Raw genomic sequence first — 26363 nt, forward strand, 5'->3', positions numbered from 1 at the left:
GCTCGGTAGCTCGCTGGGCTCATAACCCAGAGGTCGCAGGTTCAAATCCTGTCCCCGCTACTTAAGTCGAAGGCCCGGATCCTCAAGGATCCGGGCCTTCGACGTTCCCGGGCCGCCGGCTACGGGCGGTGGCCGACCGCCTCCGCGTACAGGTCGCGGTCCACGAGCTTGTTCTCCCGCAGCGGCGCCCCCTTGGTGACGCCGGCGTCACGGTAGGACCGCTGGAGCCGGTCGGTGGTGCCCTTCCTGATCTCCCAGTCCATCCGGAGCGGGGGCACCGACTCCAGGATCTTCGGATCCACCTTCAGCAACCCGGCCAGTTCCGTGACGAATGCCCGGTCCGCCTTGTAGTCGCCGGCGAAGTATGTGTTGACGGTGCGGATGTAGGCGCGGAGGAAGGCGACGCCGGCGCCCGGGTCCTTCTGGAGCAGGTTGGGGCCGTACAGGGCGCCACCGAGCGGCTCGCCCTGTGGCTGGCCGCCGAGGAAGGCGTACTGCGGGTTGCTGTCCACCTGGCGCCACACCGGGTCCAGCAGCCAGGCGGAGTCCATGCCCCCGCCGGTCAGGGCGGTGAGGACGTCTGCCGAGCCGAGCTGCTGGAAGGTGACGGAGTCCAGGCCGGCGCCGTGTGCGGCGAACGCCCGGTCCATCGGGTACATGATCACCGAGCCCTTGCCGATCATGGTGCCCAGCGTCGCGCCCTTGAGGGAGACCGATGATGCGTTCTGCCCGCTCTTGAGCCGCACCCACAGGCCACTCCGGGACTTCGGGCCGGGGGAGAAGTTGCCCGCCACCCAACGGATGTCGAAGCCGCCGTTGACGCCGTTGACCACGGCGGCTTCCGGCGCCGCCCAGAGGGCGTCCAGGTCGCCCTTGGCCAGCAGCGGCAGGGCGTCCGGGGTCGGCAGCACCTTCAGCCGGACGTCCAGACCCTCCTTGCGGAACTCGCCCTTGGCCAGGGCTACCCGTAGGGGGGCGACGTACTCGGCGCTCAGGGTGCCGGTGGCGACGGTGAGGGTGCGGTGCTTGTTGAGGGGGGCGGGGGCCGGCGTCCCCTTGGCGCAGCGGGCCGGGGCGCGGCCGGGGGAGAGGTCGGCGGGGTCGGTCCAGGAGTGGGCGCCGCAGCCCCGTACGGCCTTGATGGTGCGCGGCTTGGCGGGGGCGGCGGGGTCGGGACCGGCGGCGCAGCCCGCACTGAGGGAGAGCGCGGCGGTCAGGGTGGCGACGGCGACGGTGACGCGCAGCCGGGGGCGGTGGCGGGTATGCATGGGACCTCCGTACGGGCCGGTGTTCCGGGGGTTCGGGGGCCTGGGGGTGCCCTGGGGCGGTGGGTGCGGGCCGGGTTCAGTTCTGCGCGCGGCCGTGGTCGCGGGGTGCCCAGGGGGTGAGGAACCGCCCGGCCAGCCGCACCAGTTCGGAGAAGAGCACGCCGAGGACCGCCACGCAGACGATGCCGACGAACATCACGTCGTTCTGGAACAGCGCCCGGGAATCGAAGATCAGATGGCCGAGCCCGTCGGTCGCGGCGATCTGTTCCGAGGCGACGATCACAAGGACGGCGACGCCCGCGGCGATCCGGGCGCCCACGAGGACGGCGGGCAGCGACGCGGGCAGCAGGACGTGCCGGAACATCTGCCAGCGGCCGGCGCCGAAGACCCGGCCGGCGTCCCGGTGGCCTGCGGGCACGGCGAGCACCGCCGCCATCGTGGAGATCCAGACGAAGAAGAAGACGGTGGCCGCCACCAGGGCGATCTGCGGACCCTCGCCGAGCCCGAACATGTTGAGGAAGATCGGCAGCAGAGCCAGCTTGGGGACGACGTAGAGGGCATCCAGGAGCGGCTCCAGGGCGGCTCGCACCAGCGACAGGGAGCCCATCAGCAGGCCCAGCAGATAGCCGCTGACGGTCCCGGCGGCGTAGCCGGCCAGGACGCGCTGGAGCGTCGCCCGGACGTCCGGCCAGAGCTCGCCGGCCAGGGCGCGGTGCCAGCCGTCGGCCAGGATCGTGGCGGGCGCGGGATAGACCCGGGCGTCTATCCAGGACTGCGCGGCCGCCAGTTGCCACAAGAGGACCAGCAGCAGTGGGACGGCGACCGCCAGGGAGGTTTCGAGGGTGCGCCGGCGGCGGTGGGCGCGTTCCGGTTGGAGCTCTCGGGGGCCTGGGCGCCGGACCAGGAGGCGGTCGGGACCGGGTCTGTCCTTGTCGAGGGCGGTGGTCATGCGGGTACGGCCCCCTCGGGGTCGGTGGTGGCCCGGCCGGCGACCTCACCGCGCAGCAGCTCCCACAACTCGGCCTTCAGAGCGGCGAATTCGGGTGCGGCGCGGACCTCTCCGGTGCGCGGGCGGGCGAACGGCGGGCGGCGTTCGGCGATGATCCGGCCGGGTCGGGCGGACATCACCAGGACCCGGTCGCCAAGGACCAGGGCCTCTTCGAGGCTGTGGGTGATGAAGAGGGTGGTGGTGCGGGTGGTCTGGGTGAGAGCGAGCAACTCGTCCTGGAGGATGGTCCGCAACTGGGCGTCCAGGGCCGCGAACGGCTCGTCCATCAGCAGGATCCCGGGCTCGACGGCGAGCGCGCGGGCGATGGCGACGCGCTGGCGCATGCCGCCGGAGAGGGTGGCCGGGTAGGCGGCCGCGAAGTCGGCGAGCCCCATCCGGGCGAGCCAGGACCGGGCCCGCCGGTCGGCCTCCTTACGGGGCACGCGTTGGATGTCGAGCCCGAAGCGGACGTTGGCCAGGACGGTCTTCCAGTCGTAGATGCCGTAGTCCTGGAAGATCATCGCGGCCGGACGGTCGGCGCTCGTCCGGAGCTCCAACTCGCCCGCGCTGGGCCGCAGTAGCCCCGCGGCGATCCGCAGCAGGGTCGATTTCCCGCACCCGGACGGCCCTACGACACAGACGAACTCGCCGGGCGCGATCGCCACGTCCACCGGTCCGAGGGCGGCCAACGCCCTGCCGCCCCGCCCGAATGACCGTGCCAGCGCGTGGGCTTGGAGGGCTGGGGGGTGGGGGTTTGGTGTGGTGGGGCTGGTGGGGGCGGCGGGGAGTGTGGGGGGAGTTCGGGTAGCTGGGGTGGTGTTTGGGGTGGCTGGGGGTGTGGGTGGTCTGGTTGATCTGGAGGGTGCGAGTGGTACGGGTGGCTCGGGCGGTGTGTGTGGCGCGGAGGGTGTTAGGGGGTTGCTCGATGCGGTGGGCTCGGGGAGGGGGCTCGGTTCCGGTGGTGTGCTCGGTCCGGGCGGCGGGGTCGACTCGTCGGGGGTGGTCGGCGGGGGTGTCGGGGCGGGGGACGGGTGCGGCTCTCCCACGGGGTGCTCCTTGCGGAGTGCGGACAACATGCCGCCGGGGCGCCGGCCGGGCGTTCCCGGGAGGCCCGGGGCGCGGTCGGTCCCGATGGCCGAAAAGCGTGGCGCGCCGACGATATGACGGACCGTCAGATGTGGGCAAGGGGCTTGGGGGGCTGTTCGTGCGGGTGGATGGACCGGGCGGTGCATGCGAGGTCGCCTCGGCCGGGCCGCCGCGCCGGGCCGCCGCGCCGGGCCGGACCGTACGCGCGTCATCTGCACGCACCGCCAAGGCCGCCACATGGGGCACACAAGGCGCACGGCGCACAAAAAGACATACGGCACATCTGGCACACGCGGCACGCACGGGGCACACGCACGCGGTGGTGCACGCGCGGCCGTGCGTGTGGGCGTTGCCTGCCGGCCGCGTTGTGTATGCGGTGCTTGAGGTCCGTTTACCGCCGGCGGGGCGGGGGAGCGGGAGGTTCCTGGGGTGCCGGTGAGTCGTGGGGCGCGGGGGATCCGTGGGGTGCCGGAGGCCCGCGGGGCGGCCGGTACGCGGGTGGTGGAGCAGCCGGTACGCGGGCGCATCGGGTGGCTGCGCACGGCCCGACCCGGGCGGCAGTCCGTTGTGGGGACGCGGCCCGGGCGGCGGTCGGCTCGGCGGGCGCGGCCCAGAGGGTGGTCGCCGCGCGGGTGCGGCCCGGGAACGGGTGCCTGGGGTGGGGCCGTGCGGTTGCGGCCCAGGGGTGCGGCCCGGAGGGGGCCGTCCCGGGTCAGGGCTGGGTGCTGCAGGTGGGGCAGATGCCCCGGTAGGTCACGGTGACCTCGGAGACCTCGAAGCCGTAGCGCTCCGGTTCGGGCAGTGCGGAGAGCGGGTCGCCGTGGAGGTGCACGTCGCGGATCGTGCCGCAGCGCGAGCAGACGAGGTGCTGGTGGTCGTGATGGGCGTTGGGGTCGTAGCGCTTGGCGCGGCCGTCGGTGCTCACCTCAAGCACCTCACCGAGCGAGACCAGCTCGCCGAGGGTGTTGTAGACCGTGGCGCGGGAGATCTCGGGGAGGCGCTCGGACGCCTTGGCGTGCACTTCGTCGGCGGTGTAGTGGACGTGGTCCCCGTCCAGGACCTCAGCGACGACGCGACGCTGTGCGGTCAGCCGCCAGCCGCGTCCCCGGAGCCGTTCCAGCAGGTCACTCATGCCAATCACCTATCAGTCAGATAGACACCAGGGTAGCAGCGGTAGTCCATCACCGGACCAGGTACGAAGTTCGGGTGCTTCTTGACTTAGACAATGTCCAATGTAGGATCGGGTTCGGCGCAAGCCAAGGGCAGGTGTACGAAGACATCAGGAGGCGCACGTGTCGGAAGAGACCATCACCGGACCGCTGACCACGGAGTCCGGCGCTCCCGTCGGGGACAACCAGAACAGCGAGACGGCGGGCGTCGGCGGCCCCGGTCTCATCCAGGACCAGCTCCTGATCGAGAAGCTCGCGCACTTCAACCGCGAGCGGATCCCGGAGCGCATCGTGCACGCCCGCGGCGCCGGTGCGTACGGCACGTTCACGGTGACCGCGGATGTGACCAAGTACACCCGCGCGAAGTTCCTCTCCGAGGTCGGCAAGCAGACCGAGACGTTCCTGCGCTTCTCGACGGTCGCCGGCAACCTCGGCGCGGCCGACGCCGTGCGTGACCCGCGCGGTTTCGCGCTGAAGTTCTACACCGAAGAGGGCAACTACGACCTCGTCGGCAACAACACCCCGGTGTTCTTCATCAAGGACGCCCTCAAGTTCCCCGACTTCATCCACACCCAGAAGCGCGACCCGTACTCCGGTTCCCAGGAGGCGGACAACGTCTGGGACTTCTGGGGCCTGTCGCCCGAGGCGACCCACCAGGTGACCTGGCTGTTCGGCGACCGCGGCATCCCCGCGTCGTACCGCCACCTCAACGGCTACGGCTCGCACACCTTCCAGTGGAACAACGAAGCGGGCGAGGTCTTCTGGGTCAAGTACCACTTCAAGACCGACCAGGGCATCAAGAACCTCACCCAGGACGAGGCGAACAAGCTCGCCGGCGAGGACCCGGACAGCCACCAGCGCGACCTGCGCGAGTCCATCGAGCGCGGTGAGTTCCCGACCTGGACCGTCCAGGTGCAGATCATGCCGGCGGCGGAGGCGGCCAACTACCGCTTCAACCCGTTCGACCTGACCAAGGTCTGGCCGCACGAGGACTACCCGCCGATCGAGATCGGCAAGCTGGAGCTCAACCGCAACCCGGAGAACATCTTCGCCGAGGTCGAGCAGTCGATCTTCTCCCCGCACCACTTCGTGCCGGGCATCGGCCCGTCCCCCGACAAGATGCTCCAGGGCCGCCTCTTCGCGTACGGCGACGCGCACCGCTACCGCGTCGGCATCAACGCCGACCACCTCCCGGTGAACCGCCCGCACGCCACCGAGGCGCGCAGCCACGGCCGCGACGGCGCGCTCTACGACGGCCGCCACGGCCGCCAGAAGAACTACGAGCCGAACAGCTTCGGCGGCCCGACCGAGACCGGCCGGGCGCTGTGGAAGCCGCTCCCCGTCTCGGGTGGGACCGGCGAGACCGCGGCGCCCTCGCACGCCGAGGACAACGACTTCGTCCAGGCCGGCAACCTCTACCGCCTGCTGTCGGAGGCGGAGAAGGAGCGCCTGATCAACAACCTGGCGGGCTTCATCGCCAAGGTCTCCCGCGACGACATCGTGCAGCGCGCGATAGAGAACTTCCGCCAGGCGGACGCGGACTACGGCAAGCGGCTGGAGGCCGCGGTCCAGGCCCTGCGCGGCTAGCGGTCCCGCACGGTTCGGCCGCCGCCTCCGTGGCGGCGGCCGGCCGCCGGGCGACCGATCGTCGCTTGCCGTACATGCCGAAGAGGCCGGATGCCATGGGGCTCCGGCCTCTTCGTGCGTATGCGTGCCCGCATACGCCCGCTCGCGCGCCCTCGGGAGGCGGGTGTCGCGCCGGGGTGCGGGGTGCTCCTCAAGCCGCCGCGGCCGCCCGGTCGGGGACGTCGGACCAGCAGCGGATGATGTCGCGGACCGAGACGATGCCGACCGGTTCGAGGTCGTCGAGGACGACGAGGTGGCGGAAGCCGCCGCGCACCATGGCGCCCGCCGCATCGTCCAGGGTCCAGTCCGGGGTCGCGAAGACCACGTCGGATGTGGTGTGGCTCTGTGCGGTCTCCCGGTCGGGGTTCTCGCCCGCGCCGAGGGAGTTGAGGATGTCGCGCTCGGTGAGGACGCCGATGCCGTAGGTGTCCTTGTCGAAGACGACGGCCGCGCCGATACGGCGGGCCGCCATCAGTCGCGCCGCCTGGCGGAGGGTGTGAGCCGGCCCGATGGTGAGGACCACCGTGCTCATGGCGTCTTTGACGAGCATGGGCATGGAGAAGAGCCACCTCCTTGGGTGCATGTGAATATGCGAAACGATTCACAAGTTCACAAAGTGGGGGGTTCTCATGTTCACATGCTCTCGGGCGCACAACAAGGGGCAGATGTTGGACGCCAGTCCGAACATCTGCCCCTGTGCAGGTCGGCGGGGGTTTTCCGGTGGGTGATCCGGTTCCGGCCGCTCGGCGGTGGGTTAGCTCCGGCTGTCGCCGAGGTACGACAGCAGGTCCTCGTGGAGCAGGCCGTTGGAGGCCGCCGCATTGCCGCTGTGCGGACCCGGCCGGCCGTCCAGGCCGGTGAAGCGCCCGCCGGCCTCCTGGACGATCACCGCGCAGGCCGCCATGTCCCACAGTGACAGCTCGGGCTCCGCGCAGATGTCCACCGTCCCCTCGGCGACCATCATGTACGGCCAGAAGTCGCCGTAGGCCCGGGTGCGCCAGCAGTCCCGGGTCAGGTCGAGGAAGCTGGAGAGCTTGTCGTGCTCCTCCCAGCCGGTCAGTGACGAGTACGCGAAGGACGCGTCCTGGATGCGGCCGACCTCGGAGGCGTGGAGCCGGTTCGCGGAGGTCAGGCTGCGGCCGGTGAAGGCGCCCAGGCCCTCCGCGGCCCACCAGCGGCGGTTCAGTGCCGGGGCCGAGACGAGCCCGACCACCGGGCGGTCGCCGCCCTCGCCGCGCTCCATCAGGGCGATCAGGGTTGCCCAGACCGGCACCCCGCGGATGTAGTTCTTGGTGCCGTCGATCGGGTCGATGATCCAGCGGCGCGGCCCCGAGCCCTCGCTGCCGAACTCCTCACCGAGCACCGCGTCCCGCGGCCTGGCGCGCTGGAGCTGACCGCGGATCAGCTCCTCGGCGGATTTGTCCGCCTCGCTGACCGGAGTCATATCCGGTTTGGTCTCCACCTTGAGGTCGAGGGCCTTGAACCGCTCCATGGTCGCGGCGTCCGCGGCGTCCGCCAGGACGTGTGCCAGGCGAAGATCATCGTGATAGTCGGGCATGTGCGAACAGTATCTACTGGTATACGCGGGAGCCACACGGCCATGCCGGGCCCTCCGGGTGGTCTGCCCGCGGATGTCGCCGGACCCGGCTCGGGAGCGCCCGCGGCGGTCTTGACAGCCTCTGACGGTGCGTCAATTCTGTGAGCGGCCCACGGTTCGGGCGGAGCCAGGGAGGTGGCGGATGCCCTCGGCGCGCGAGGCCCTACTGGACGCCGCCTACACGGCGCTGCTGACCCGGGCCTGGGCCGACGTCCGGATGGTGGAGGTGGCGGCCGCGGCCGGGGTGTCCCGGCAGACGCTCTACAACGAGTTCGGCAGCAAGGACGGGCTGGCCCGGGCCCTGGTCCGTCGGGAGACCGAGACCTATCTGGCCGGAGTGGAGCGGGCGCTGGCTCCGGGCGACGCCGGCCCGGCCGGACCGACGGACGACGCGGCTGCCCGGATGACCGCGGCGGCCACCTGGACGCTGCGGACCGCCCGGGCGAACCCGCTGGTCAGGGCGGCACTGACGGGTTGCTGGGGCGACCGGCTGCCGGCCGGCCAGGCAGGGCCCGCCGAGCTCGTCGGCCGGTTCCGCGAGCGGGCGGTGGCGGCGCTGGCGCCCGGTCGACCCCGGGAGGAGCTGCCGGCTCTGGACGCCGCCTGCGAGACCGCGGCCCGGCTGACCCTGTCCTGCGTGGTCGCTCCGGCAGGCCCGGAACGGGCCCCGGACCCGGTCCGGTTACCGGCGGACGTGCGCGTAACGGTGCCGCGGCAGCGGATGCGGCGGGAGTCCGAGGGCGAGACCGAGGCGGTTTCCCGGCTCGTGCGGGGCGCGTTCGCCGGGCTCACGGGCTGATCCGGGCGCCGTCACGGGCATCAGTGCGCCGAGCCGGACAGTTGGAGCCCGATCACCCCGGCGATGACCAGGGTGATGGAGATGATCTTCAGCGTGGAGACCAGGTCGCCGAGGAAGACCATGCCGTAGATCGCGGTGCCGGCCGCGCCGATGCCGGTCCAGACCGCGTACGCCGGGCCGACGTCGAGTTTCCGCAGCGCCAGCGTCAGCAGGCCGAAGCTGCCCAGTGCGAAGACCGCGAAGGCGATGGTCGGGTAGAGGCGGGTGAAGCCGTGCGAGAGCTTGAGGCAGACCGCGAAGCCGGTCTCCAGTAGCCCCGCCACCACGACCAGCAGCCACGCCATATCCCATTGCCTCCGTCAGCTCGGTGACCGCTTCAGCCTGGTGACCACTTCCGACCGGACGGGACCAGACCCGACCGGTCCTGCCACGGGGGTGATTATGCCCGTGCCGCTGACGGGTGGCAGGGGTTTGCGGTGATCAGTCGCCCTCGCGTCGTTCGCGGGTGGACAGCAGCCGGCGCAGGGAATACAGGCGGGCCGGTTCGGCGTGCCCCCCGGCCACCCATGCGTCCAGCGCGCAGTCCGGTTCGTCGTGGCTGCATGCCCGGGGGCAGCCGTCGGTGCCCGGTTTCAGGTCCGGGAAGGCGTGGATGACCCGGGACGGATCGATGTGGGCCAGCCCGAAGGACCGGACGCCCGGGGTGTCGATGACCCAGCCGGTGTCGCCGGGCAGCGGCAGCGCCAGCGCCGAGGTGGTGGTGTGCCGGCCGCGGCCGGTGACCGCGTTGACGTGCCCGGTGGCCCGGCGGCGCGCCGGCACCAAGGCGTTGACCAGGGTCGTCTTGCCCACCCCGGAGTGCCCCACGAAGGCCGTCATCCGGCCGGTCAGCTGCTCCCGGACCCGCTCGGCGGCACTGCCGTCGGTCAGCTCGTCGCGGTTGGTGACGACGTACGGGACGCCGAGCGCACCGTAGGACTCCAACAGCGTGTCCGGCGCGGCCAGGTCGGACTTGGTCAGCACCAGCAGCGGGTCCAGCCCGGCGTCGTAGGCGGCGACCAGGCAGCGGTCGATCAGCCGGGGCCGGGGCTCGGGGTCGGCGAGCGCGGTGACGATCGCGAGCTGGTCGGCGTTGGCGACCACCACCCGCTCGTACGGGTCGTCGTCGTCTGCCGTGCGGCGCAGCGTGGAGGAGCGCGGCTCGACCCGCACTATCCGGGCCAGGGTGTCCTTGTCGCCGCTCAGATCGCCGACCACGGCGACCCGGTCGCCGACCACCGCGCTCTTGCGGCCCAGTTCGCGGGCCTTCATGGCGGTGACCGTGCGGTCGTCGATCAGGCAGGTCAGTCGGCCCCGGTCGACGGTCAGGACCAGGCCCTCAAGGGCGTCCTCGTGCTTGGGGCGGATGTTCGTCCGCGGGCGGTTGCCCTTGCGGTTGGGGCGGACGCGGACGTCGTCCTCATCGGGGTTCTTTCCGTAGCGGCGCATGGTGTGGCGACCCTCAAGCTCTCCGGGCGGGGGTGGACGCCGGATCGAGCATGTCCGTCCACAGGCCGGGGAAGTCGGGCAGGGTCTTGGCGGTGGTGGCGACGTTCTCCACCTCCACGCCCTCGACGGCCAGGCCGATGATCGCGGCGGCGGTGGCCAGCCGGTGGTCCTCGTAGGTGTGGAAGATCCCGCCGTGCAGGGGCCGGGGGCGGATGTGCAGTCCGTCCGCGGTCTCGGTGACGTCGCCGCCGAGTTCGTTGAGCTCCTTGGTGAGCGCGGCCAGCCGGTCGGTCTCGTGCAGCCGGAGGTGCGCCACCCCGCGCAGCGTGGAGGGCGAGTCGGCGAGCGCGGCGACCGCGGCGATGCCCGGCGTCAGCTCGCCGACCTCGCTGAGATCGACGTCGATGCCGTGGATCCGGCCGCTGCCGGTGAAGGTCAGGCCGTGGTCGGTCAGCTCGCAGGAGCCGCCCATGGCGGTGAAGATCTCGCGCAGCGCGTCGCCGGGCTGGGTGGTGTGCTCGGGCCAGTCCGGGACGGTGACCCGGCCGCCGGTGACCAGCGCCGCGGCCAGGAACGGCTGGGCGTTGGAGAGGTCCGGCTCGACGACCAGGTCGCGGCCGAGCAGGGCGCCGGGGGTGACCCGCCAGACGTTCGGCTCGCCGCCCGCCTCCGGCGTGTCCACCTGGGCGCCGACGCTGCGCAGCATGTCGACGGTCATCCGGATGTGCGGCATCGAGGGCAGCGCCGCGCCGACGTGCCGGACCTCGACGCCCTGGTTGAAGCGCGGCGCGGACAGCAGCAGGGCGCTGACGAACTGGGAGGAGGAGGACGCGTCGATCTCGACCGCGCCGCCCTCCAGGGCACCGCCGCCGAACACCGTCATCGGGAGGGCGCCGCGGTTGTCGTCGTCGATCCGGGTGCCGAGGGCGCGCAGTGCGTCGATGACGCCGCCCAGCGGGCGCTCGTAGGAGCGCGGGTCGCCGTCGAAGCGGATGGGGCCGTCGGCGAGCGCGGCGACCGGCGGCAGGAAGCGCATCACCGTGCCGGCGTTGCCGACGTCGACGGTGGCCGGGCCGTGCAGGCCGGCGGGGATGATCCGCCATGCCTCGCCGCCGGAGGTGCCGGCGGAGCTGGACGAGGCGGTCTCCTCGATGCCGACGCCCAGGGCGCGCAGCGCCTCGGCCATCAGCAGGGTGTCACGGGAGCGCAGCGGGCGGCGCAGCCAGCCGGGCTCGGAGGAGAGGGCGGCCAGGACCAGGCCGCGGTTCGTGACCGATTTGGAGCCGGGCACGGTGACGGTCGCATCGACCGCCCCGGGAGCGACGGGGGCAGGCCACAGGGCAGGGAGGGCGGGGCTCTCGGTCATGCCCTTACTTTAATGGCTGGACAAGGGTTCCGATCTTGATCAAAAGCGTCGCAACCTGTGCGAAACACGGCTCTCGTGGTGCAACCGCAGGCAGCGGGCCCCTCCGGGGCAACAGGGGCGACACCGACATACGGAATGTGGGTTACCGGATGCCATCGGTAGGGACATCCGCTCCTCCTTCATATGCCGAGCAGCCAGCGCCCGCCGCCGAGCAGGGAGCACACCGTGACCACGTGGAAGAAGCCGAGCCACACGGCGGCCGGGACGTGGGTGAGCCGTGCCAGCTGGTCGGGGTCGGAGTCCACGGCTCCACCGCGCCGCCGCTTCCCCTGGAGCTCGAACGGCGGCCGCACCCCGCCCAGCAGCAGGAACCACACCACCGCGTACGCGAACGCCGCCTGCACCTCGGGCGCGGTCAGCCAGGACACCAGGAGGAAGGTGCCGCCCGCCAGCACGACGGTGAGTACGCCGTACGCGTTGCGGATCATCACCAGCATCGCCAGCAGCAGTGCGGTGGCCCCCCACAACAGGGCCGTGGTGTGCCCGGCGGCCAGCAGCGCGGCGCCCGCAAGGCCCAGCAGCGACGGTGCGAGGTAGCCGGCCGCGGCGGTCAGGATCATGCCCACACCGTGCGGTTTGCCGCGTGAGACGGTCAGTCCCGAGGTGTCCGAATGCAGCCGGATCCCGTCCAGGCGCCGCCCGGTGAGCAGGGCGATCAGCCCGTGGCCGCCCTCGTGGGCGATGGTGACGGCGTTCCGCGACAGGTGCCAGGCGGTGCGCGGGACGATGGCGCCCAGGGCCAGCACGCCGGTGACTATCACCAGCCAGAGCGAGGGGCCGGGTTGGGCCGAAAAGACCCGGTCCCAGACGTCGGTGATGTGGTGGGTGTCCATGTCTCCCCTTCGTGTGGCATGGCAGTGTGGCATGCATGTGCGGTAGGTATGCAGCGAGCCGGCAACCCGAGGACCTGGTGGGGATCTTCGGCGTCCAGCAGTGGGAGCCCACGGAGTCGTTGGCGCCCAGTTGGAACGTCGCTCCGACGGACAACGTGCAGGTGGTACTGGAACGTCCCCTCAAGGGCGAGGCCGCTGCCGCCTTCCCGCCCGGCCCGGTCCGCCAGCTGCGGACGCTCAAGTGGGGCCTGGTCCCGGCGTGGGCGAAATCACCCGAGGGCGCCGCGCGGATGATCAACGCGCGGTCCGAGACGGTGCACGAGAAGCCGTCGTTCCGGCAGGCGTTCGCCGCCCGCCGCTGCCTGCTCCCCGGGGACGGCTACTTCGAGTGGGTCACCGGCTCCGCCGAGCGGCAGCTGGAGGAGCAGGGCCGGAAGAAGCGCCCCCGCAAGCAGCCCTACTTCGTGACGCCCGCGGACGGCTCGGTGATGGCGATGGCCGGGCTCTACGAGTTCTGGCGGGACCGCACCCTGCCCGGCGACCACCCGCTGGCCTGGTGGGTGACCTGCACCGTTGTCACCACCGAGGCCGAGACCACCCCGCTGGCCGGGGCCGGTGGCGGCGAGGGCCCGCAGTCGCTCGCCGAGATCCATCCGCGGATGCCGCTGCTGCTGCCGCCGGACCGTTGGAACGCCTGGCTCGATCCGGCCCGCACCGACCCCGACGACCTCCGTGCGCTGCTGGCCCCGCCGCCGTCCGGACTGCTGCGGGCCCACCCGGTCCCGACCGACGTCAGCAACGTCCGCAACAACGGGCCGGAGCTGGTCACCGAACTCGACGGGCCCGAGGTCGGCACGCTGTTCTGACCGGCCGGGCGGGCCGCGCCGCCCTCCCCGGCACACCACGGCAGGATGGGCGTATGAGTACGAGGGCGAACGAGAGCGAGACGGTCGCGACGCCGGCGGGCGACGCCCGGATCTCCTGGTACCGCGACGTCGAGCCGGCCCGGGCCGTGGTCGCCGTGAGCCACGGCGCGGGCGGCGGCATCGAGGCCCGCGACCTGGCGGCCCTGGCGGCGGTGCTGCCGGCCCGCGGCTACACCGTGGCACTGGTCGAGCAGCCGTGGCGGGTGGCCGGCAAGAAGGTGGCGCCCGCGCCGAAGACCCTGGACGTCGGATGGACCGCGCTCTGGCCGGCGTTGGAGAAGCCCGGTCTGCCGGTGGTCGCGGGCGGCCGGAGCGCCGGCGCCCGGGTGGCCTGCCGGACGGCGCGCGAGCTGGGCGCCCACGCCGTGCTGGCGCTGAGCTTCCCCCTGCACCCGCCGGGGAAGCCGGAGAAGTCCCGGGTCGACGAGCTGACCGGCGCCGGGGTGCCGACCCTGGTGGTCCAGGGGGGCCGGGATCCGTTCGGGCGCCCCGAGGAGTTCCCTGCGGGCACCGAGCTCACCGAGGTGGCCCACGGCGACCACGGCTTCGCGGTGCCGAAGTCGGCGGGGGTGACCGAGGCGGAGTCGATGGCGGTGCTCACCGACGCGGTGGCGGCGTGGCTGGACGGAATGTTCGGCTGACCGGGCCCGGGCCCGGTCAGCGCGGGGGCGCCGGCCCGACCTGCCGGAACGCGCGAACAACCGGTCGGTCCGGCCGGGAATGATCTGGCCCGGTGCCGCTGTTGTGCCATGCGTAGACAGTGGAGTACAGCCAGCGCGCACGAGGAATGGGAGTCCGCCGCATGGGAATCGCTTGCCCGGCTCGACCGGCCGCCGACCTGCAGTGGCCGCAGATGCAGGTGACGCAGTCAGCTCTGGCTGGAGCGGCGGCGGCACCGGATCGTCGTCTATTCTCCGAATCGAGAGGGCCCGTGGATCAGGCAGCCGCGGGAAGCGCCACGGTGTTGGAGGAGGTGGGTCCGGTCACCGGAACCGACGAAGGGACCGACGGCCCGGCTGCGGAGCAGACCGCGGGCCGGACGGAGAGCGACGTCGAGCGCAATGCGCGCTTCGAGCGGGACGCCCTCGTCTTCCTCGACCAGATGTACTCCGCCGCCCTGCGCATGACGCGCAATCCGGCCGACGCGGAGGACCTGGTGCAGGAGACGTACGCCAAGGCGTACGCGTCCTTCCACCAGTTCCGGGAGGGCACCAACCTCAAGGCGTGGCTGTACCGGATCCTCACCAACACCTTCATCAACTCCTACCGCAAGAAGCAGCGTGAGCCGCAGCGCAGCGCCGCCGACGAGATCGAGGACTGGCAGCTCGCACGCGCCGAGTCCCACATGTCGACGGGTCTGCGCTCCGCCGAGTCGCAGGCGCTCGACCACCTTCCCGACTCGGACGTGAAGGCCGCGCTCCAGGCGATCCCCGAGGAATTCCGGATCGCCGTCTATCTCGCGGATGTCGAGGGCTTTGCGTACAAGGAGATCGCGGACATCATGGGGACACCCATCGGCACGGTGATGTCCCGTCTCCACCGCGGCCGGCGCCAACTCCGCGGCATGCTGGAGGATTACGCCCGTGAGCGCGGGCTGGTCCCGGCGGGCGCGTCTGCCCAGCCGGAGTCCGCGCAGGCGCCGGAGACGCACGACCGGAAAGGCTCGGGATCATGAGCTGCGGAGAGCCGCACGAGAAGGACTGCTCAGAGGTCCTTGACCACCTTTACGAGTATCTCGACCGCGAGATGCCGGCCGGGGAGTGCGCCGACTTCCAGGTCCATCTCGACGAGTGCTCGCCGTGCCTGGAGAAGTACGGCCTGGAGCAGGCCGTCAAGAAGCTCGTCAAGCGCTGCTGCGGGCATGACGACGTCCCTGCGGACCTGCGGTCCAAGGTCATGGGCCGGATCGACCTGATCCGGGCCGGGGAGACCGTGCCCGAGGTGAGCGTCCTGGACCAGGCCCGGCACGAACAGGCCGAGCGGGAGCGCGCGGCGGACGCCCGGGGCGCCGCCGGAGCGCCCTCGAAGGCCGACGCGGCCGGTAACGGCGCGCACGCCGAGTAAGGCCGCCCCGTACGGGCCCGGTCCCGCACCGGTCCGCCCTCCCCGGCCGACCCGCCCGCCCGCGCGCCGAACAGGCGCGCGCCCCCTTCACCCCTGGGAGTGAGGGGCGGGACGATCCGTCCCACTCGATCCGTCGATGCGCCCCCTCGGGCGCCGCGGCCCCTCTATTCTCGCCGGACCCCTGCGGTGCATGGCCATCCGCCGTGTCGGGGGTGCGTCGGGCACGGTGAGGAGGGCGCGATGCGGGAACTTCCGACGGCCGCGCGGGTGTACATCGGCTGCGCCGCCCTGGCCGCGGCGCTCTGCGCGGCCCCCGCGGTACGGCTCGGCGCCGCCGCCCCCTGGACCGGCGCGCTGGCCCTCGGTGCCCTGCACGGCCTGTGCGAACGGGTCCGCCGCTGCCCGCTGACCGACGGCCCGGCGCGGCACGCCACCGGCCCCGACGCCTCGCCCGGAACGCTTCCTCCGGGCTGGGCCACCCCCGTCGTCCTCGCCGGATCCTTCCTGCTGCCGCCGCCGCTGGCCGTCCTGGTCGCCGTCCCCGGCGGCCTGCTCGCCCCGGCCGCCCAGCCCTGGCCGGCCGCCCGCCGCCTCTGGCACACCGCCGAACTCGCCCTTGCCGCCTGGGCGGCCGCCCACGTCTTCCGAGCCGCCGGCCCCGTCGCACCGGCCGCGGCCCCCCTCCCCGAGCTGCTGCTGCCCGCGCTGGCCGCCGCCGGCACCTTCTGCGCCGTGCTCATCGTGCTCGGCGGCGGGGTGCTGGTCCTCGCCGAGCGGCACCCGCTGCGCACCGCCTGGCGCGGCCCGGCGGCCCGGTTGCCGGTCCCGCACCTCGTCCACGGGCTGACCGGGCTGATGATGGCGGTGCTCTGGCACAGCGCCTACGGGCCGCCCGCGGCGCTGCTGGTGCTGCTGCCGGTGCACCTGTCGTGCTGGGCGTTCGCGCAGTACCAGCGGGAACGCGCCGCCCACCAGGCCACCGTCCGGGCCCTGGTCCAGGCCGTCGACATCAAGGACCGCTACACCCGCGGGCACAGCGAGCGGGTCGGGCGGGCGTCGGTGCTGATCGCCCGGGAGCTGGGCATGGCCGAGGACCGGCTGGAGGTGCTGCGGTTCGCCGGGATCCTGCACGACGTCGGCAAACTCGGCGTCCCCACCCGACTGTTGCGCAAGGACGGGCCGCTGACCCCGGAGGAGCGGCGGATCATCGAGCTGCACCCCGAGTACGGGCACGAGATCGTCCGCGGCATCGGCTTCCTGGGCGAGGCGCGGGCGGCGATCCTGCACCACCACGAGCGGGTGGACGGCAGTGGCTACCCCTACGGTCTGACGGCACATCAGATTCCGGAGTGCGCACGGGTGGTGGCGGTCGCCGACGCCTTCGACGCGATGACCTCCACCCGTTCCTACCGCCGGGCCCGCCCGGTCCCCGTCGCGGTCGCCGAACTCCGCCGGTGCGCCGGGACGCAGTTCGACCCCCGGATGGTCCGGGCGCTGGCCGCCGCCCTCGACAAGCACGGCTGGCGGCCGGAACAGGTGACCGCGGGGGAGGAGCGGGCGCCCGACCCGGCCCCGGCGGGGCACGGCGCGGTCCCTCCGGTCCGGGCCCACCGGCCGGGCGCCGGCCGCGGCGCCGCCCGATGAGCCGCCGCACGGCCGTCTGGGTGCACGGGCCGGCCGCCGCGCTGGCGTGCTGGGGCCTGGGCTACACCCTGTGGCACGGCATCAGCGCGCCCCGCACCGCGCTGGCCTTCGGGGTGCTGATCGCGGCGGGCGAGGCGGTGCGCCGGGTCCCCGCCCACCCGGTCGGCTCCGCGCCCGACCTTCCCCACCTTCCCCACGCGCTCAACTCCGCGGAGGCCCGCGTCCCGTCGATGCGCCGGCCCCCGACGTCGTCCGGCCGGTCCCCGCGGGCGGCATCGGCCCTGCCGGGCCTGCGGGAGGGTGCCCCGCTCGGGGCGGCCGGCGCGCTCGGCTACGCGCTGCTCGGCGAGGCGGGCGGCCGGCCGGCCGCGCACGGGGTGCCGCAGACCGTGGCGGTGGTGGTGGCGGCCGGGCTGGTCGGGCTCGTCCCCTATCTGGCGCGCGGCGGTGGGCCGGTGCTGGACCCGTTCGCCCGCCGGGTGCTGACCGTCGGGTTCGCCGCCACCTGCTGCCAACCCCTGTACGGCGCCATGGCGTTGCCCGCCTGGGCCGCGGCCGGCCCGGTCCGCCCGTTCTTCCTGGCCGTACTGCTGGCGCTGACCGCGCTCTGCGACGCGGTGCTGGCGGCCGCACTGGCCCGGGCCCGGACCGGCTGGCCGTACGGGCCGCTGCTGCGCGACGAGTTGCGGGCGCTGCCCGGCATCGGCACCGCCATCTGCGCCACCGGCGTGGTCATCGCGCTGGCCGTCGCGGTCGCCGGGCTGTGGGCGCTGCCGGTGTTCTGCCTGCCGCTGCTGCTGACCCAGATCGCCTTCCGCCGGTACGCGGGGGTCCGCGCCACCTACCGTCAGACCATCGCCTCGCTGGCCCGCGCCACCGAGATCGCCGGCTGCACCCCGCCCGGCCACGCCCGCCGGGTGGCCGGACTCAGCCGTGCGGTGGGGCGGGAACTCGGTCTCGGCGGGCCGGACTTGGACGTCCTCGAACACGCCGCCCTGATGCACGACATCGGCCAGCTGTCGCTCGTCGACCCGGTGCCGGACGGGGCCACCGCCCCGCTGCCGCCCGCCGAGCAGCGCCGGATCGCCCTGCTGGGCGGCGCCGTGGCCCGGCAGACCGGGGCCCCGCCGGCGGTCGCGGTGATCGTCGAGCGGCAGGCCGATCCGTACCGGGAGCAGCCGGTCACCGCCCGTATCGTCCGCACCGTCAACGCCTACGACGACCTGGTGGCGGGCGCCGCCGGGCCCGCGGGGCGGCTGCGCGCCCTGGAACGGCTGCGGCTGGCCACCGCCCGGGACCACGAGCCGCGGGTGGTCGAGGCGCTCGCCCGGGTCCTGGCGCGCGGCGGCCGGGCGGGCTGATGCCCTGGTGAGCGGGGGCGCGGCACCGGTTCGCACGCCCTCGGCTCAGGGCCCCGCGCACCCCTGTCGCACAGTGTTCCCGGCCCGTCCACCGACGGGGAACCCATGGGTAATGAGCGCCCCGCGAGATGGGCATGGTTGGATGCGAAGGGAGCCCCCTGAAGGGGGGTTCAGGGGGTCGGCGAAGGGCATGAGCCGCACGGGGGCGCAGCACACCAGGCTGAGCCCGACGGCAATCTGTGGCAGGTTGTCGAGTGGGCCCCCAGAAGGCCCCGGGTAACCGCCCGGGACACCTCCGGAGCGGCACAAGAGCAACCAGCAGGCGGGAATCGTGAGGATCTTCGGCAAGGTACGGCACCGGCCCTCCGCCTCGTGGCGGCAGGCGACCGACCGCGCTTTCACGCTGATCGGCGACGGCCGTTACGAGGACGCGGGGGCGCTGCTGACCCGCGCGGCGGACATGGAGCCGTGGCTGTCGGAGTCCTGGTTCAACCTCGCGCTGCTGCACAAGTTCCGGCACGACTGGGAGCAGGCCCGGGCCGCCGGACTGCGCGCGGTGGCGCTGCTGGACCGGGAGACCGGGGCGCCCGACTGGTGGAACGTGGGCATCGCCGCCACCGCCCTCCAGGACTGGCCGCTGGCCCGCCGCGCCTGGCAGGCGTACGGCCTGAAGGTCCCCGGCGAGGGTTCGCCGTCCGGGGAGCCGCTGGGGATGGCGCTGGGCAGTGCCGCGGTCCGGCTCTCGCCCGAGGGCGAGGCCGAGGTGGTCTGGGGCCGGCGGCTGGACCCGGCCCGGATCGAGGTGCTCTCCATCCCGCTGCCGTCCTCCGGGCGGCGCTGGGGCGAGGTGGTGCTGCACGACGGCGTCCCGCACGGCGAGCGGACCACCACCGGGGCCGCCGGCGAGACCCGGACGTTCCCGGTCTTCGACGAGATCGAGCTGTGGGCGCCCTCCCCGGTACCCACCTGGGTGGTGCTTCTGGAGGCCGCCACCGAGGCCGACCGGGACGCGCTGGAGCAGCTGGCGGCCGACGCCGGCTTCGCCGCCGAGGACTGGTCGTCGTCCGTGCGGCTGCTGTGCCGCACCTGCTCGGAGAGCCGGATGCCCAGCGACGAGGGCGACGGCGAGCACCTGGACCCGCACGACCACAGCGAACCAGGCCATCCCGGGCCGCTGGGCCACCGCACCGCCGGCTCCGGCTCGCTCTGGGCCCCGGAGCGCGAGTGCGGCATCGCGGCGCCCGCGGCCCTGGTGCGCGGGCTGCTGGACGGTTGGGTCGCGGACAGCCCGGACACCCGGGAATGGCGTGATCTTGAAGAGGTCTGCTGAGCGGACGACCGCGTCCCCGTAGGCTGTAGGGCGTTCCCCCAGGGTTTTGCAGGAAGGCGTACGGCGGAGATGGCCCAGCAGGACAGTGATCAGCAGGAGAGCGTCGAGTTCATCGACGACGTCACGGACGCCGAGGAGCGCGAGGCGGCCCACCGGGAGCGCGGCACCTCCCGTCCGATCACCGTGGTCGGTAATCCGGTCCTCCACAAGGAGTGCAAGGACGTCACCGCGTTCGACGACGAGCTGGCGCAGCTGATCGACGACATGTTCGCCAGCCAGCGCACCGCCGAGGGCGTCGGCCTGGCCGCCAACCAGATCGGCGTGGACCGCAAGGTCTTCGTCTACGACTGCCTGGACGACGAGGGCGTCCGGCACGTCGGGGCGGTCTGCAACCCCGTCCTGGACGAGCTGCCCGCCGGGCGCCGGGTGCTGGACGACTCCAACGAGGGCTGCCTGTCCGTGCCCGGCGCCTACGCCGAGCTGGCCCGTCCCGACTACGCGGTGGTCCGCGGCCGGAACGCCAAGGGCGAGCCGATCGTGGTGCAGGGCACCGGCTACTTCGCGCGCTGCCTCCAGCACGAGACCGACCACCTCTACGGCTACCTCTACATCGACCGGCTCTCCAAGCGCGACCGCAAGGACGCGCTGAAGCAGATGGCCGAGCGGGAGCCCCGCTACCCCGTCGTCGCCAACGACTGACGCGAGCGCCGAGCGGGGCTCCGGCCCTGTACGGCGCTACGTGCCGTTCTGGTAGGCGGCCCAGACCTGGGGCGGGAGCGAGGTGCCCAGCCCGGTGTCGGGGCCGCCGACGCCGTTCAGGGGCAGCAGCTGGGGCGCGCCCGGCTTGTTCCGGAAGAGGGTGATCGCCGTGGTGGGCTCGGCGCCGTCCCCGGCACCGGGCGTGCGGTCGGCGCGGACGCCGGAGCCGGCGGCCGGCGCGGTGCGTACCCCCGCGGCCAGGTCGGCGGCGCCGCCCGGCGGCGGGGTGCCGACGAACCACGCCGACTTCATCCGGTCCCCGGGCTCGGTGGCCGCGGCGGCGGGCGGCTGCACCCTCGTCCTGGTGCCGTCCTGCGGCAGGTTGCGCCAGCCCAGCCCCGCCAGCATGTTGGTCACCACCTGCGCGACCGCCGGGGTGACCACCTGCTGCGGTTCGGCGCGCTCGAAGCCGGCCACCGCCTTGCCCTGGTAGGTCATCTTCGAGACGGCGTACGGCTCGGCGTGCCGCCCGCCGTTGGCGAAGGTGGTGTACGCGCTGGCCATCCGGACGGCGCTGGGCGCCGAGGTCCCCAGCGGGAAGGTCTGCTCCAGCTGCGCCAGGCTCTCCTTGCGCAGCCCCAGGCTGAGCGTCAGGTCCCGGATCCGCTCCAGTCCGAGCTTCTTCCCGGCCTGGACGAACGGGACGTTCGAGCCCTGCATCAGGGCGCCGAGCAGCGCATCGGACTGACTGGGGCTGTCCACCGGGCGCGGCTGGTCGCCGTACTGCTCGGCCTCCTGCTGGAGGGCGGTGGCCAGTACGAACGGCTTGAAGGCGGAGCCGGCCGGGACCGCGGTGGTGTCGGCGTTGTTGCTGAAGTGCCGGGTGGCGTCCGCACCGCCGTAGAGCGCGAGGATCGCACCGTCGGTGGGGCGCACCGAGGCCGCACCGAATTCCACGAAGGTGTCCGAGGGGCGTTTCCTTGGATCGAGGTTCTTCTTGCGGACGTCACCGATGGACTTTTCCAGGCGCTGGGTGCGCTGTTTGTCGAACGTGGTGTGAATGCGGTAGCCGCCGCGGGCCAGGTCCTTGTCGGTCAGGCCGGTGGCGCTCTTCACGAACTTGTTGGCGATATCGATGAGATAGCCGATCTGGCCGGCCTGGCTGGTGGGTTTGGTCACCGGGCGCGGCTCGGGGAATTCACGGTACTGCGCCCGCTCTTCCTTGCTCATCGCGCCGGTGGCGACCAGCCGGTCGAGGATCCACTTCCAACGGGACACCGCCCGGGCGTGGTTGGCCTTGCTCAGTCCCGGGTCGTACTGCTCGGAGCCCTTCAGGAGGGCGGCCAGCAAGGCGCCCTGGCTGGGATTGATGTCCTTTGCGTCGATGCCGTAATAGGCGTGCGCCGCGGCCTGGATGCCGTTCGAACCGCGCCCGAACCAGCTGGTGTTGAGATAGCCCCGAAGAATATCCGACTTGGATTTCTGGTTGTTGACCTTCAGCGAGATGATGAATTCTTTCACCTTGCGGGTCGCGGTCTGGTCCGGTGAGAGATAGGTGTTCTTCACGTACTGCTGGGTGATGGTCGAACCACCTTGGGTGTCCCCGCCGGAGACCATGTTCACCATGGCCCGGGCGATGCCCGTGAGCGAGACCCCGTGGTCCTCGTAGAAGGTGGCGTTCTCCGCCGCTATCACCGCGTTCTGGACGTGCTTGGGCACCTTGTCGAGGGTGACGTTCTGGCGGTTCACGGCGCCGACGCTGACCATCTGGCTGCCGTCCGCCCAGTAGTAGACGGTGGCTTCCCGGGCGGCGAGCGCGTTCTCGTTGGGGATGTCGATCTTCGCGTAGACGAACGCGAACAGTCCCGCCAGGCAGGCCAGGGCGAAGGTGCACGTGCCCAGCCACAGGCGCCACGACGGCAGCCAACGACGCACCCCCTTCCGGCCCAGGCGGGGGTAGTCGATGTACCGGCGACTTTTCTTCCTGCCCTCCATATCTGCGTAGATGCGGTGGCACGGGCCAGGGTTGCCGCTCCGGCCGCCCGCTAATCGAACGCTCACAATCGGCGGGCAGCCGGACGGCAGGTGGGGCGGCGGGTCGGACGACCGGGATCAGAAGTCGTCGTCGAACGAGACCGAGCCCTCGACGGCGACCTGGTAGGCCGAGGCGCGCCGCTCGAAGAAGTTGGTCAGCTCCTGGACGTTCTGGAGCTCCATGAAGGAGAACGGGTTCTCCGAGCCGAAGACGGCCGGGAAGCCCAGCCGGCGCAGCCGCTGGTCGGCGACGCACTGGAGGTACTCGCGCATCGACGCGGTGTTCATCCCGGGCAGGCCGTCGCCGCACAGGTCGTGGGCGAACTGCAGCTCGGCCTCCACGGCCTCCCTGAGCATGTCGGTGACCTGCTGCTGGAGTGCGTCGTCGAAGAGCTCGGGCTCCTCCTGGCGGACGGTGTCCACCACGGAGAAGGCGAACTCCATGTGCATCGACTCGTCCCGGAAGACCCAGTTGGTGCCGGTGGCCAGACCGTGCAGCAGGCCACGCGACCGGAACCAGTAGACGTACGCGAACGCGCCGTAGAAGAACAGGCCCTCGATGCAGGCCGCGAAGCAGATGAGGTTGAGCAGGAAACGGCGGCGCTCGGCCTTGGTCCTGAGCTGGTCGATCTCCTCGACGTGGTCCATCCACCGGAAGCAGAACTGGGCCTTCTCCCGGATGGACGGGATGTTCTCCACGGCGTCGAAGGCGGCGGCACGGTCGTCCGGATCGGGCAGGTAGGTGTCCAGCAGTGTCAGGTAGAACTGGACGTGCACCGCCTCCTCGAAGAGCTGACGGCTCAAGTAGAGCCGCGCCTCGGGGGAGTTGATGTGCTTGTACAGGGTCAGCACCAGGTTGTTGGAGACGATCGAGTCGCCGGTGGCGAAGAAGGCCACCAGACGGCCGATGAGGTGCTGCTCACCGGGGGAGAGCTTGGCGAGGTCGGCGACGTCGGAGTGCAGGTCGACCTCCTCCACCGTCCAGGTGTTCTTGATCGCGTCCCGGTACCGGTCGTAGAACTCCGGGTAGCGCATGGGGCGCAGGGTCAGCTCGAAGCCGGGGTCGAGGAGGTTCTTGGTGCGGCCGGGGCGGTCGCCGGCTGCTGTGCTCTCGGGGGTCTCAGGGTTCTCGGGCGCGGTGGTCATTACTGGCATGCCTCGCAGGACTCGGGGTTCTCCAGGGAGCAGGCGACCGCGTCGGGGTCGGCCACCGGCAACTGGGCGGGGATGGATGCGGCGCGGGCCGACTGGGCGATCCGGGTCGCCGGCCGGGAGCGCAGGTAGTACGTGGTCTTGATGCCGCGCTTCCAGGCGTACGCGTACATCGAGCTGAGCTTGCCGATGGTCGGCGACGCCATGAAGAGGTTGAGCGACTGGCTCTGGTCCAGGTACGGCGTGCGGTCCGCGGCCATGTCGATCAGGGCCCGCTGGGGGATCTCCCAGGCGGTGCGGTAGCGGTGCCGGACGTCCGCGGGGATCCAGGCCAGCTCCGCGACGGAGCCGTTGGCCTCCCGGAGCGCGTCCCTGGTCCGCGCGTCCCACAGGCCCAACTCCTTGAGCTCCTCGATCAGATACGTGTTGACCTGGAGGAACTCGCCGGACAGCGTCTCGCGCTTGAAGAGGTTGGAGACCTGCGGCTCGATGCACTCGTAGACGCCGGCGATGGAGGCGATGGTGGCGGTCGGCGCGATGGCCAGCAGGAGCGAGTTGCGCATCCCGGTCGTGGCGATCCGGGTGCGCAGCGCCGCCCAGCGGTCCGCCCAGCGCGGTTCGGCGTTCGGGTAGTGGTCCGGGTGCAGCACGCCGCGGGCCGTACGCGTCGCGGACCAGGCCGGGTGCGGGCCGTGCCGCTGGGCGAGGTCGGCGGACGCCTCGTAGGCGGCGAGCATGATCCGCTCGGAAATACGGGTGGACAGCTCCCGCGCCTCGGCCGAGTCGAACGGCAGCCGCAGCCGGAAGAACACGTCCTGGAGGCCCATCAGACCCAGACCGACCGGGCGCCAGCGGGAGTTGGAGGCGCCGGCCTGCTCGGTCGGGTAGAAGTTGATGTCCACGACCCGGTCGAGGAAGGTCACGGCGGTGCGGACGGTGGCGTCCAGCCGCTCCCAGTCCAGCTCGCCGTCCGCGCCCAGATGCGCGGCCAGGTTGACCGACCCCAGGTTGCAGACGGCGGTCTCCCCGTCGTCGGTCACCTCCAGGATCTCCGTGCACAGGTTGGAGGAGTGCACGACCCGGCCGGGCTCGGCGGTCTGGTTGGCGGTGCGGTTGGCGGCGTCCTTGAACGTCATCCAGCCGTTGCCGGTCTGCGCCAGGGTGCGCATCATCCGGGAGTACAGCACCCGGGCCGGGACCTGCTTGCGGGCCTTGCCCGCGGCCTCCGCCGCCCGGTAGGCGGCGTCGAACTCGGCGCCCCACAGGTCGACCAGCTCGGGCACGTCGGACGGCGAGAACAGCGACCAGTCCGCGTCCGCCTCCACCCGGCGCATGAACTCGTCCGGGATCCAGTGCGCGATGTTGAGGTTGTGGGTCCGGCGGGCCTCCTCGCCGGTGTTGTCCCGCAGCTCCAGGAACTCCTCGATGTCGGCGTGCCAGGTCTCCAGGTAGACGCAGGCCGCGCCCTTGCGGCGGCCGCCCTGGTTGACCGCGGCCACCGACGCGTCCAGGGTGCGCAGGAACGGCACGATGCCGTTGGAGTGCCCGTTGGTGCCGCGGATCAGCGAACCGCGGGCGCGGATCCGCGAGTACGAGAGGCCGATGCCGCCCGCGTGCTTGGAGAGCCGGGCCACCTGGTGGTAGCGGTCGTAGATCGAGTCCAGCTCGTCCAGCGGGGAGTCCAGCAGGTAGCAGGAGGACATCTGCGGGTGGCGGGTGCCGGAGTTGAAGAGCGTGGGGGAGGACGGCAGGTAGGAGAGCGTGCTGGTCAGCCGGTACAGCTCGGCGACGTCCGCGAGCGCCCGCGCGCTGTCGTCCTCGGCGAGACCGCAGGCCACCCGCAGCAGGAAGTGCTGGGGGGTCTCGATCACCTGGCGGGTGGTGGGGTGCCGCAGCAGGTAGCGCGAATGGAGGGTGCGCAGCCCGAAGTACCCGAACCGGTCGTCGGCGCCGCCCACCCGTCGCCCGCCACCACCCGCGGTGGAAGGCGCTTCGCGCCCCTCTGATTGCGCCTCGCGCACCAGCGCGTCCAGCCGCGCCGCGTGGGTGCGGACGAACTCCGCGGTGGCGTCCGCGATCAGCCCCTCCTGGTGGCCGACCGCGATCGAGGCCGAGAAGGAGGTGGCGCCCTGGCCGGCGGCCTCCTCGGCGATGGCGCGGGTCAGCAGGCGCGCGGCGAGCTTGGAGTACTGCGGCTCGTCGGCGATCAGGCCGGCCGCGGCCTCGGTCGCCAGCGAGCGCAGTTCCGCCGCGTCGGACCTGGGGTGCCGGCCGCGCAGCGCGGCGGCGGCCACCTTGCCGGGATCGGTCGCGGTCAGGTCCGCGGTCAACTCGGTCAGCGTCCGCAGCAGGGCGACGCCCGGGCCGTCTTCGTACGCGCCAGGCGCGGCCACCACGGGCTGCACGACCTCGGCGTCTGACGCGGGCTCCGTTGGCGCGATGGTCACCTGATGCTCTCCCTCACTCGGCGGGGGCCGGGAGGGACGGTGATGCGACGGGAGCCGCGCGGGCAGGGCGGCACCCCGCGGCGAACCGGGGGTGCGCGGGCCGGCCGCGCGGCGTCCATCGGCCCATCCCTCGGGGCCCGGACGTATCGACGCCGCACCGATGGCGGTGCGGGCGTACCGTCGGCAGGTCCTCGGACTCGGGAGCGCATCGCCGGGTCCGTACCGTTGGGAAACGGCCGGTGGACTGCGCTCTCACACCGTTGCGGGACAGTTCCGGATTCGCACCGGATTCCCCTGCGGCGACAGCGAGGAAGAGCATACATCTTGTGTCGCTCCCCGCACGCACCCCCACATCTTGTGTCGCTGCCGCATACCATTCCCGCAGGCGTGCGAAGGGCCGGGCCGCCAGGGCCCCCTCGGAACGCC

The 26363-nt window shown here is 72.5% G+C and carries 23 protein-coding genes and 1 riboswitch; of the genes, 10 read left to right on the top strand and 13 right to left on the bottom strand.

Going from position 1 to position 26363, the window contains the following annotated elements:
• Positions 1 to 119: 119 nt before the first annotated feature.
• The 4 genes from ACFVT2_RS09885 to ACFVT2_RS09900 form a co-directional block, all read right to left on the bottom strand.
• Positions 120 to 1268, bottom strand: coding sequence for an ABC transporter substrate-binding protein (locus ACFVT2_RS09885; protein ID WP_390014501.1), 1149 nt, complete (start codon positions 1266 to 1268; stop codon positions 120 to 122).
• A 76-nt stretch (positions 1269 to 1344) separates the two neighbouring features.
• A complete protein-coding gene (locus ACFVT2_RS09890; protein WP_390014504.1) occupies positions 1345 to 2217 on the bottom strand; it encodes an ABC transporter permease in 873 nt (290 codons plus the stop codon).
• Positions 2214 to 2978 (bottom strand): ABC transporter ATP-binding protein, encoded by a 765-nt coding sequence (locus ACFVT2_RS09895; protein ID WP_390014940.1) that lies wholly within the window; start codon positions 2976 to 2978, stop codon positions 2214 to 2216. Before ACFVT2_RS09895 ends, ACFVT2_RS09890 begins: the two co-directional genes overlap by 4 nt.
• Before the next feature lie 1076 nt (positions 2979 to 4054).
• Positions 4055 to 4474, bottom strand: coding sequence for a Fur family transcriptional regulator (locus tag ACFVT2_RS09900; RefSeq protein WP_390014507.1), 420 nt, complete (start codon positions 4472 to 4474; stop codon positions 4055 to 4057).
• A gap of 160 nt (positions 4475 to 4634) precedes the next feature.
• Between ACFVT2_RS09900 and ACFVT2_RS09905 the strand changes: the two genes are divergently transcribed.
• Complete coding sequence (locus ACFVT2_RS09905; protein WP_390014510.1) at positions 4635 to 6098, top strand: catalase; 1464 nt, start codon at positions 4635 to 4637, stop codon at positions 6096 to 6098.
• Positions 6099 to 6288: 190 nt separating this feature from the next.
• On the opposite strand, the gene ACFVT2_RS09910 is transcribed toward ACFVT2_RS09905, so the two are convergent.
• Both ACFVT2_RS09910 and hisN read right to left on the bottom strand, forming a co-directional pair.
• Positions 6289 to 6687, bottom strand: coding sequence for a cyclic nucleotide-binding/CBS domain-containing protein (locus tag ACFVT2_RS09910; RefSeq protein ID WP_390014943.1), 399 nt, complete (start codon positions 6685 to 6687; stop codon positions 6289 to 6291).
• A gap of 204 nt (positions 6688 to 6891) precedes the next feature.
• Positions 6892 to 7695, bottom strand: a complete 804-nt coding sequence (hisN, locus tag ACFVT2_RS09915; protein ID WP_390014513.1) for a histidinol-phosphatase — start codon at positions 7693 to 7695, stop codon at positions 6892 to 6894.
• A gap of 181 nt (positions 7696 to 7876) precedes the next feature.
• Between hisN and ACFVT2_RS09920 the strand changes: the two genes are divergently transcribed.
• A complete protein-coding gene (locus ACFVT2_RS09920; RefSeq protein ID WP_390014515.1) occupies positions 7877 to 8533 on the top strand; it encodes a TetR/AcrR family transcriptional regulator in 657 nt (218 codons plus the stop codon).
• Between the two features lie 20 nt (positions 8534 to 8553).
• On the opposite strand, the gene ACFVT2_RS09925 is transcribed toward ACFVT2_RS09920, so the two are convergent.
• From ACFVT2_RS09925 to ACFVT2_RS09940, 4 genes are all read right to left on the bottom strand, one after another.
• Positions 8554 to 8877 (bottom strand): DMT family transporter, encoded by a 324-nt coding sequence (locus tag ACFVT2_RS09925; protein WP_390014517.1) that lies wholly within the window; start codon positions 8875 to 8877, stop codon positions 8554 to 8556.
• A gap of 136 nt (positions 8878 to 9013) precedes the next feature.
• Positions 9014 to 10021: a ribosome small subunit-dependent GTPase A gene (gene rsgA / locus ACFVT2_RS09930; RefSeq protein ID WP_390014519.1), complete on the bottom strand. Its 1008-nt coding sequence runs from the start codon at positions 10019 to 10021 to the stop codon at positions 9014 to 9016.
• A gap of 13 nt (positions 10022 to 10034) precedes the next feature.
• On the bottom strand, positions 10035 to 11387 hold the full coding sequence (gene aroA, locus ACFVT2_RS09935) for a 3-phosphoshikimate 1-carboxyvinyltransferase (protein ID WP_390014522.1): 1353 nt from the start codon (positions 11385 to 11387) through the stop codon (positions 10035 to 10037).
• A gap of 179 nt (positions 11388 to 11566) precedes the next feature.
• The gene (locus ACFVT2_RS09940) at positions 11567 to 12280 is read right to left on the bottom strand and encodes a M50 family metallopeptidase (protein ID WP_390014524.1); all 714 of its coding nucleotides are present in this window, start codon (positions 12278 to 12280) and stop codon (positions 11567 to 11569) included.
• 35 nt (positions 12281 to 12315) lie between these two features.
• Between ACFVT2_RS09940 and ACFVT2_RS09945 the strand changes: the two genes are divergently transcribed.
• The 8 genes from ACFVT2_RS09945 (at position 12316) to def (ending at position 20304) form a co-directional block, all read left to right on the top strand.
• Positions 12316 to 13146 carry an SOS response-associated peptidase gene (locus ACFVT2_RS09945; RefSeq protein ID WP_390014526.1) on the top strand — a complete coding sequence of 277 codons (831 nt, stop codon included), beginning with the start codon at positions 12316 to 12318 and terminating at the stop codon, positions 13144 to 13146.
• 53 nt (positions 13147 to 13199) lie between these two features.
• Positions 13200 to 13847, top strand: coding sequence for an alpha/beta family hydrolase (locus ACFVT2_RS09950; RefSeq protein ID WP_390014528.1), 648 nt, complete (start codon positions 13200 to 13202; stop codon positions 13845 to 13847).
• 332 nt (positions 13848 to 14179) lie between these two features.
• Entirely contained in the window at positions 14180 to 14881 is a 702-nt protein-coding gene (locus tag ACFVT2_RS09955; protein ID WP_390014945.1) for a sigma-70 family RNA polymerase sigma factor, read from the top strand.
• Positions 14878 to 15270, top strand: a complete 393-nt coding sequence (gene rsrA / locus ACFVT2_RS09960; protein ID WP_388977612.1) for a mycothiol system anti-sigma-R factor — start codon at positions 14878 to 14880, stop codon at positions 15268 to 15270. The genes ACFVT2_RS09955 and rsrA overlap by 4 nt, the downstream gene beginning before the upstream one ends.
• 240 nt (positions 15271 to 15510) lie before the next feature.
• Positions 15511 to 16914 (top strand): HD-GYP domain-containing protein, encoded by a 1404-nt coding sequence (locus tag ACFVT2_RS09965; protein ID WP_390014531.1) that lies wholly within the window; start codon positions 15511 to 15513, stop codon positions 16912 to 16914.
• Positions 16911 to 18275, top strand: coding sequence for an HD-GYP domain-containing protein (locus ACFVT2_RS09970; protein ID WP_390014534.1), 1365 nt, complete (start codon positions 16911 to 16913; stop codon positions 18273 to 18275). Before ACFVT2_RS09965 ends, ACFVT2_RS09970 begins: the two co-directional genes overlap by 4 nt.
• A 331-nt stretch (positions 18276 to 18606) precedes the next feature.
• Positions 18607 to 19605 carry a tetratricopeptide repeat protein gene (locus ACFVT2_RS09975; RefSeq protein ID WP_390014536.1) on the top strand — a complete coding sequence of 333 codons (999 nt, stop codon included), beginning with the start codon at positions 18607 to 18609 and terminating at the stop codon, positions 19603 to 19605.
• 69 nt (positions 19606 to 19674) lie between these two features.
• Positions 19675 to 20304, top strand: a complete 630-nt coding sequence (gene def / locus ACFVT2_RS09980; RefSeq protein WP_390014539.1) for a peptide deformylase — start codon at positions 19675 to 19677, stop codon at positions 20302 to 20304.
• A gap of 36 nt (positions 20305 to 20340) precedes the next feature.
• Here the strand turns inward: def and ACFVT2_RS09985 are convergent, their stop codons facing one another.
• From ACFVT2_RS09985 to ACFVT2_RS09995, 3 genes are all read right to left on the bottom strand, one after another.
• On the bottom strand, positions 20341 to 22299 hold the full coding sequence (locus ACFVT2_RS09985) for a transglycosylase domain-containing protein (protein WP_390014541.1): 1959 nt from the start codon (positions 22297 to 22299) through the stop codon (positions 20341 to 20343).
• 117 nt (positions 22300 to 22416) lie between these two features.
• A complete protein-coding gene (locus ACFVT2_RS09990) occupies positions 22417 to 23484 on the bottom strand; it encodes a ribonucleotide-diphosphate reductase subunit beta (RefSeq protein ID WP_390014544.1) in 1068 nt (355 codons plus the stop codon).
• A complete protein-coding gene (locus tag ACFVT2_RS09995; RefSeq protein ID WP_390014546.1) occupies positions 23484 to 25937 on the bottom strand; it encodes a ribonucleoside-diphosphate reductase subunit alpha in 2454 nt (817 codons plus the stop codon). Before ACFVT2_RS09995 ends, ACFVT2_RS09990 begins: the two co-directional genes overlap by 1 nt.
• Before the next feature lie 186 nt (positions 25938 to 26123).
• A riboswitch (cobalamin riboswitch) is annotated at positions 26124 to 26231 on the bottom strand.
• Positions 26232 to 26363 lie beyond the last annotated feature (132 nt).

Origin of the sequence: Streptomyces sp. NPDC058000 (genome assembly GCF_042886435.1) — a bacterium.
Taxonomy (GTDB): domain Bacteria; phylum Actinomycetota; class Actinomycetes; order Streptomycetales; family Streptomycetaceae; genus Streptomyces.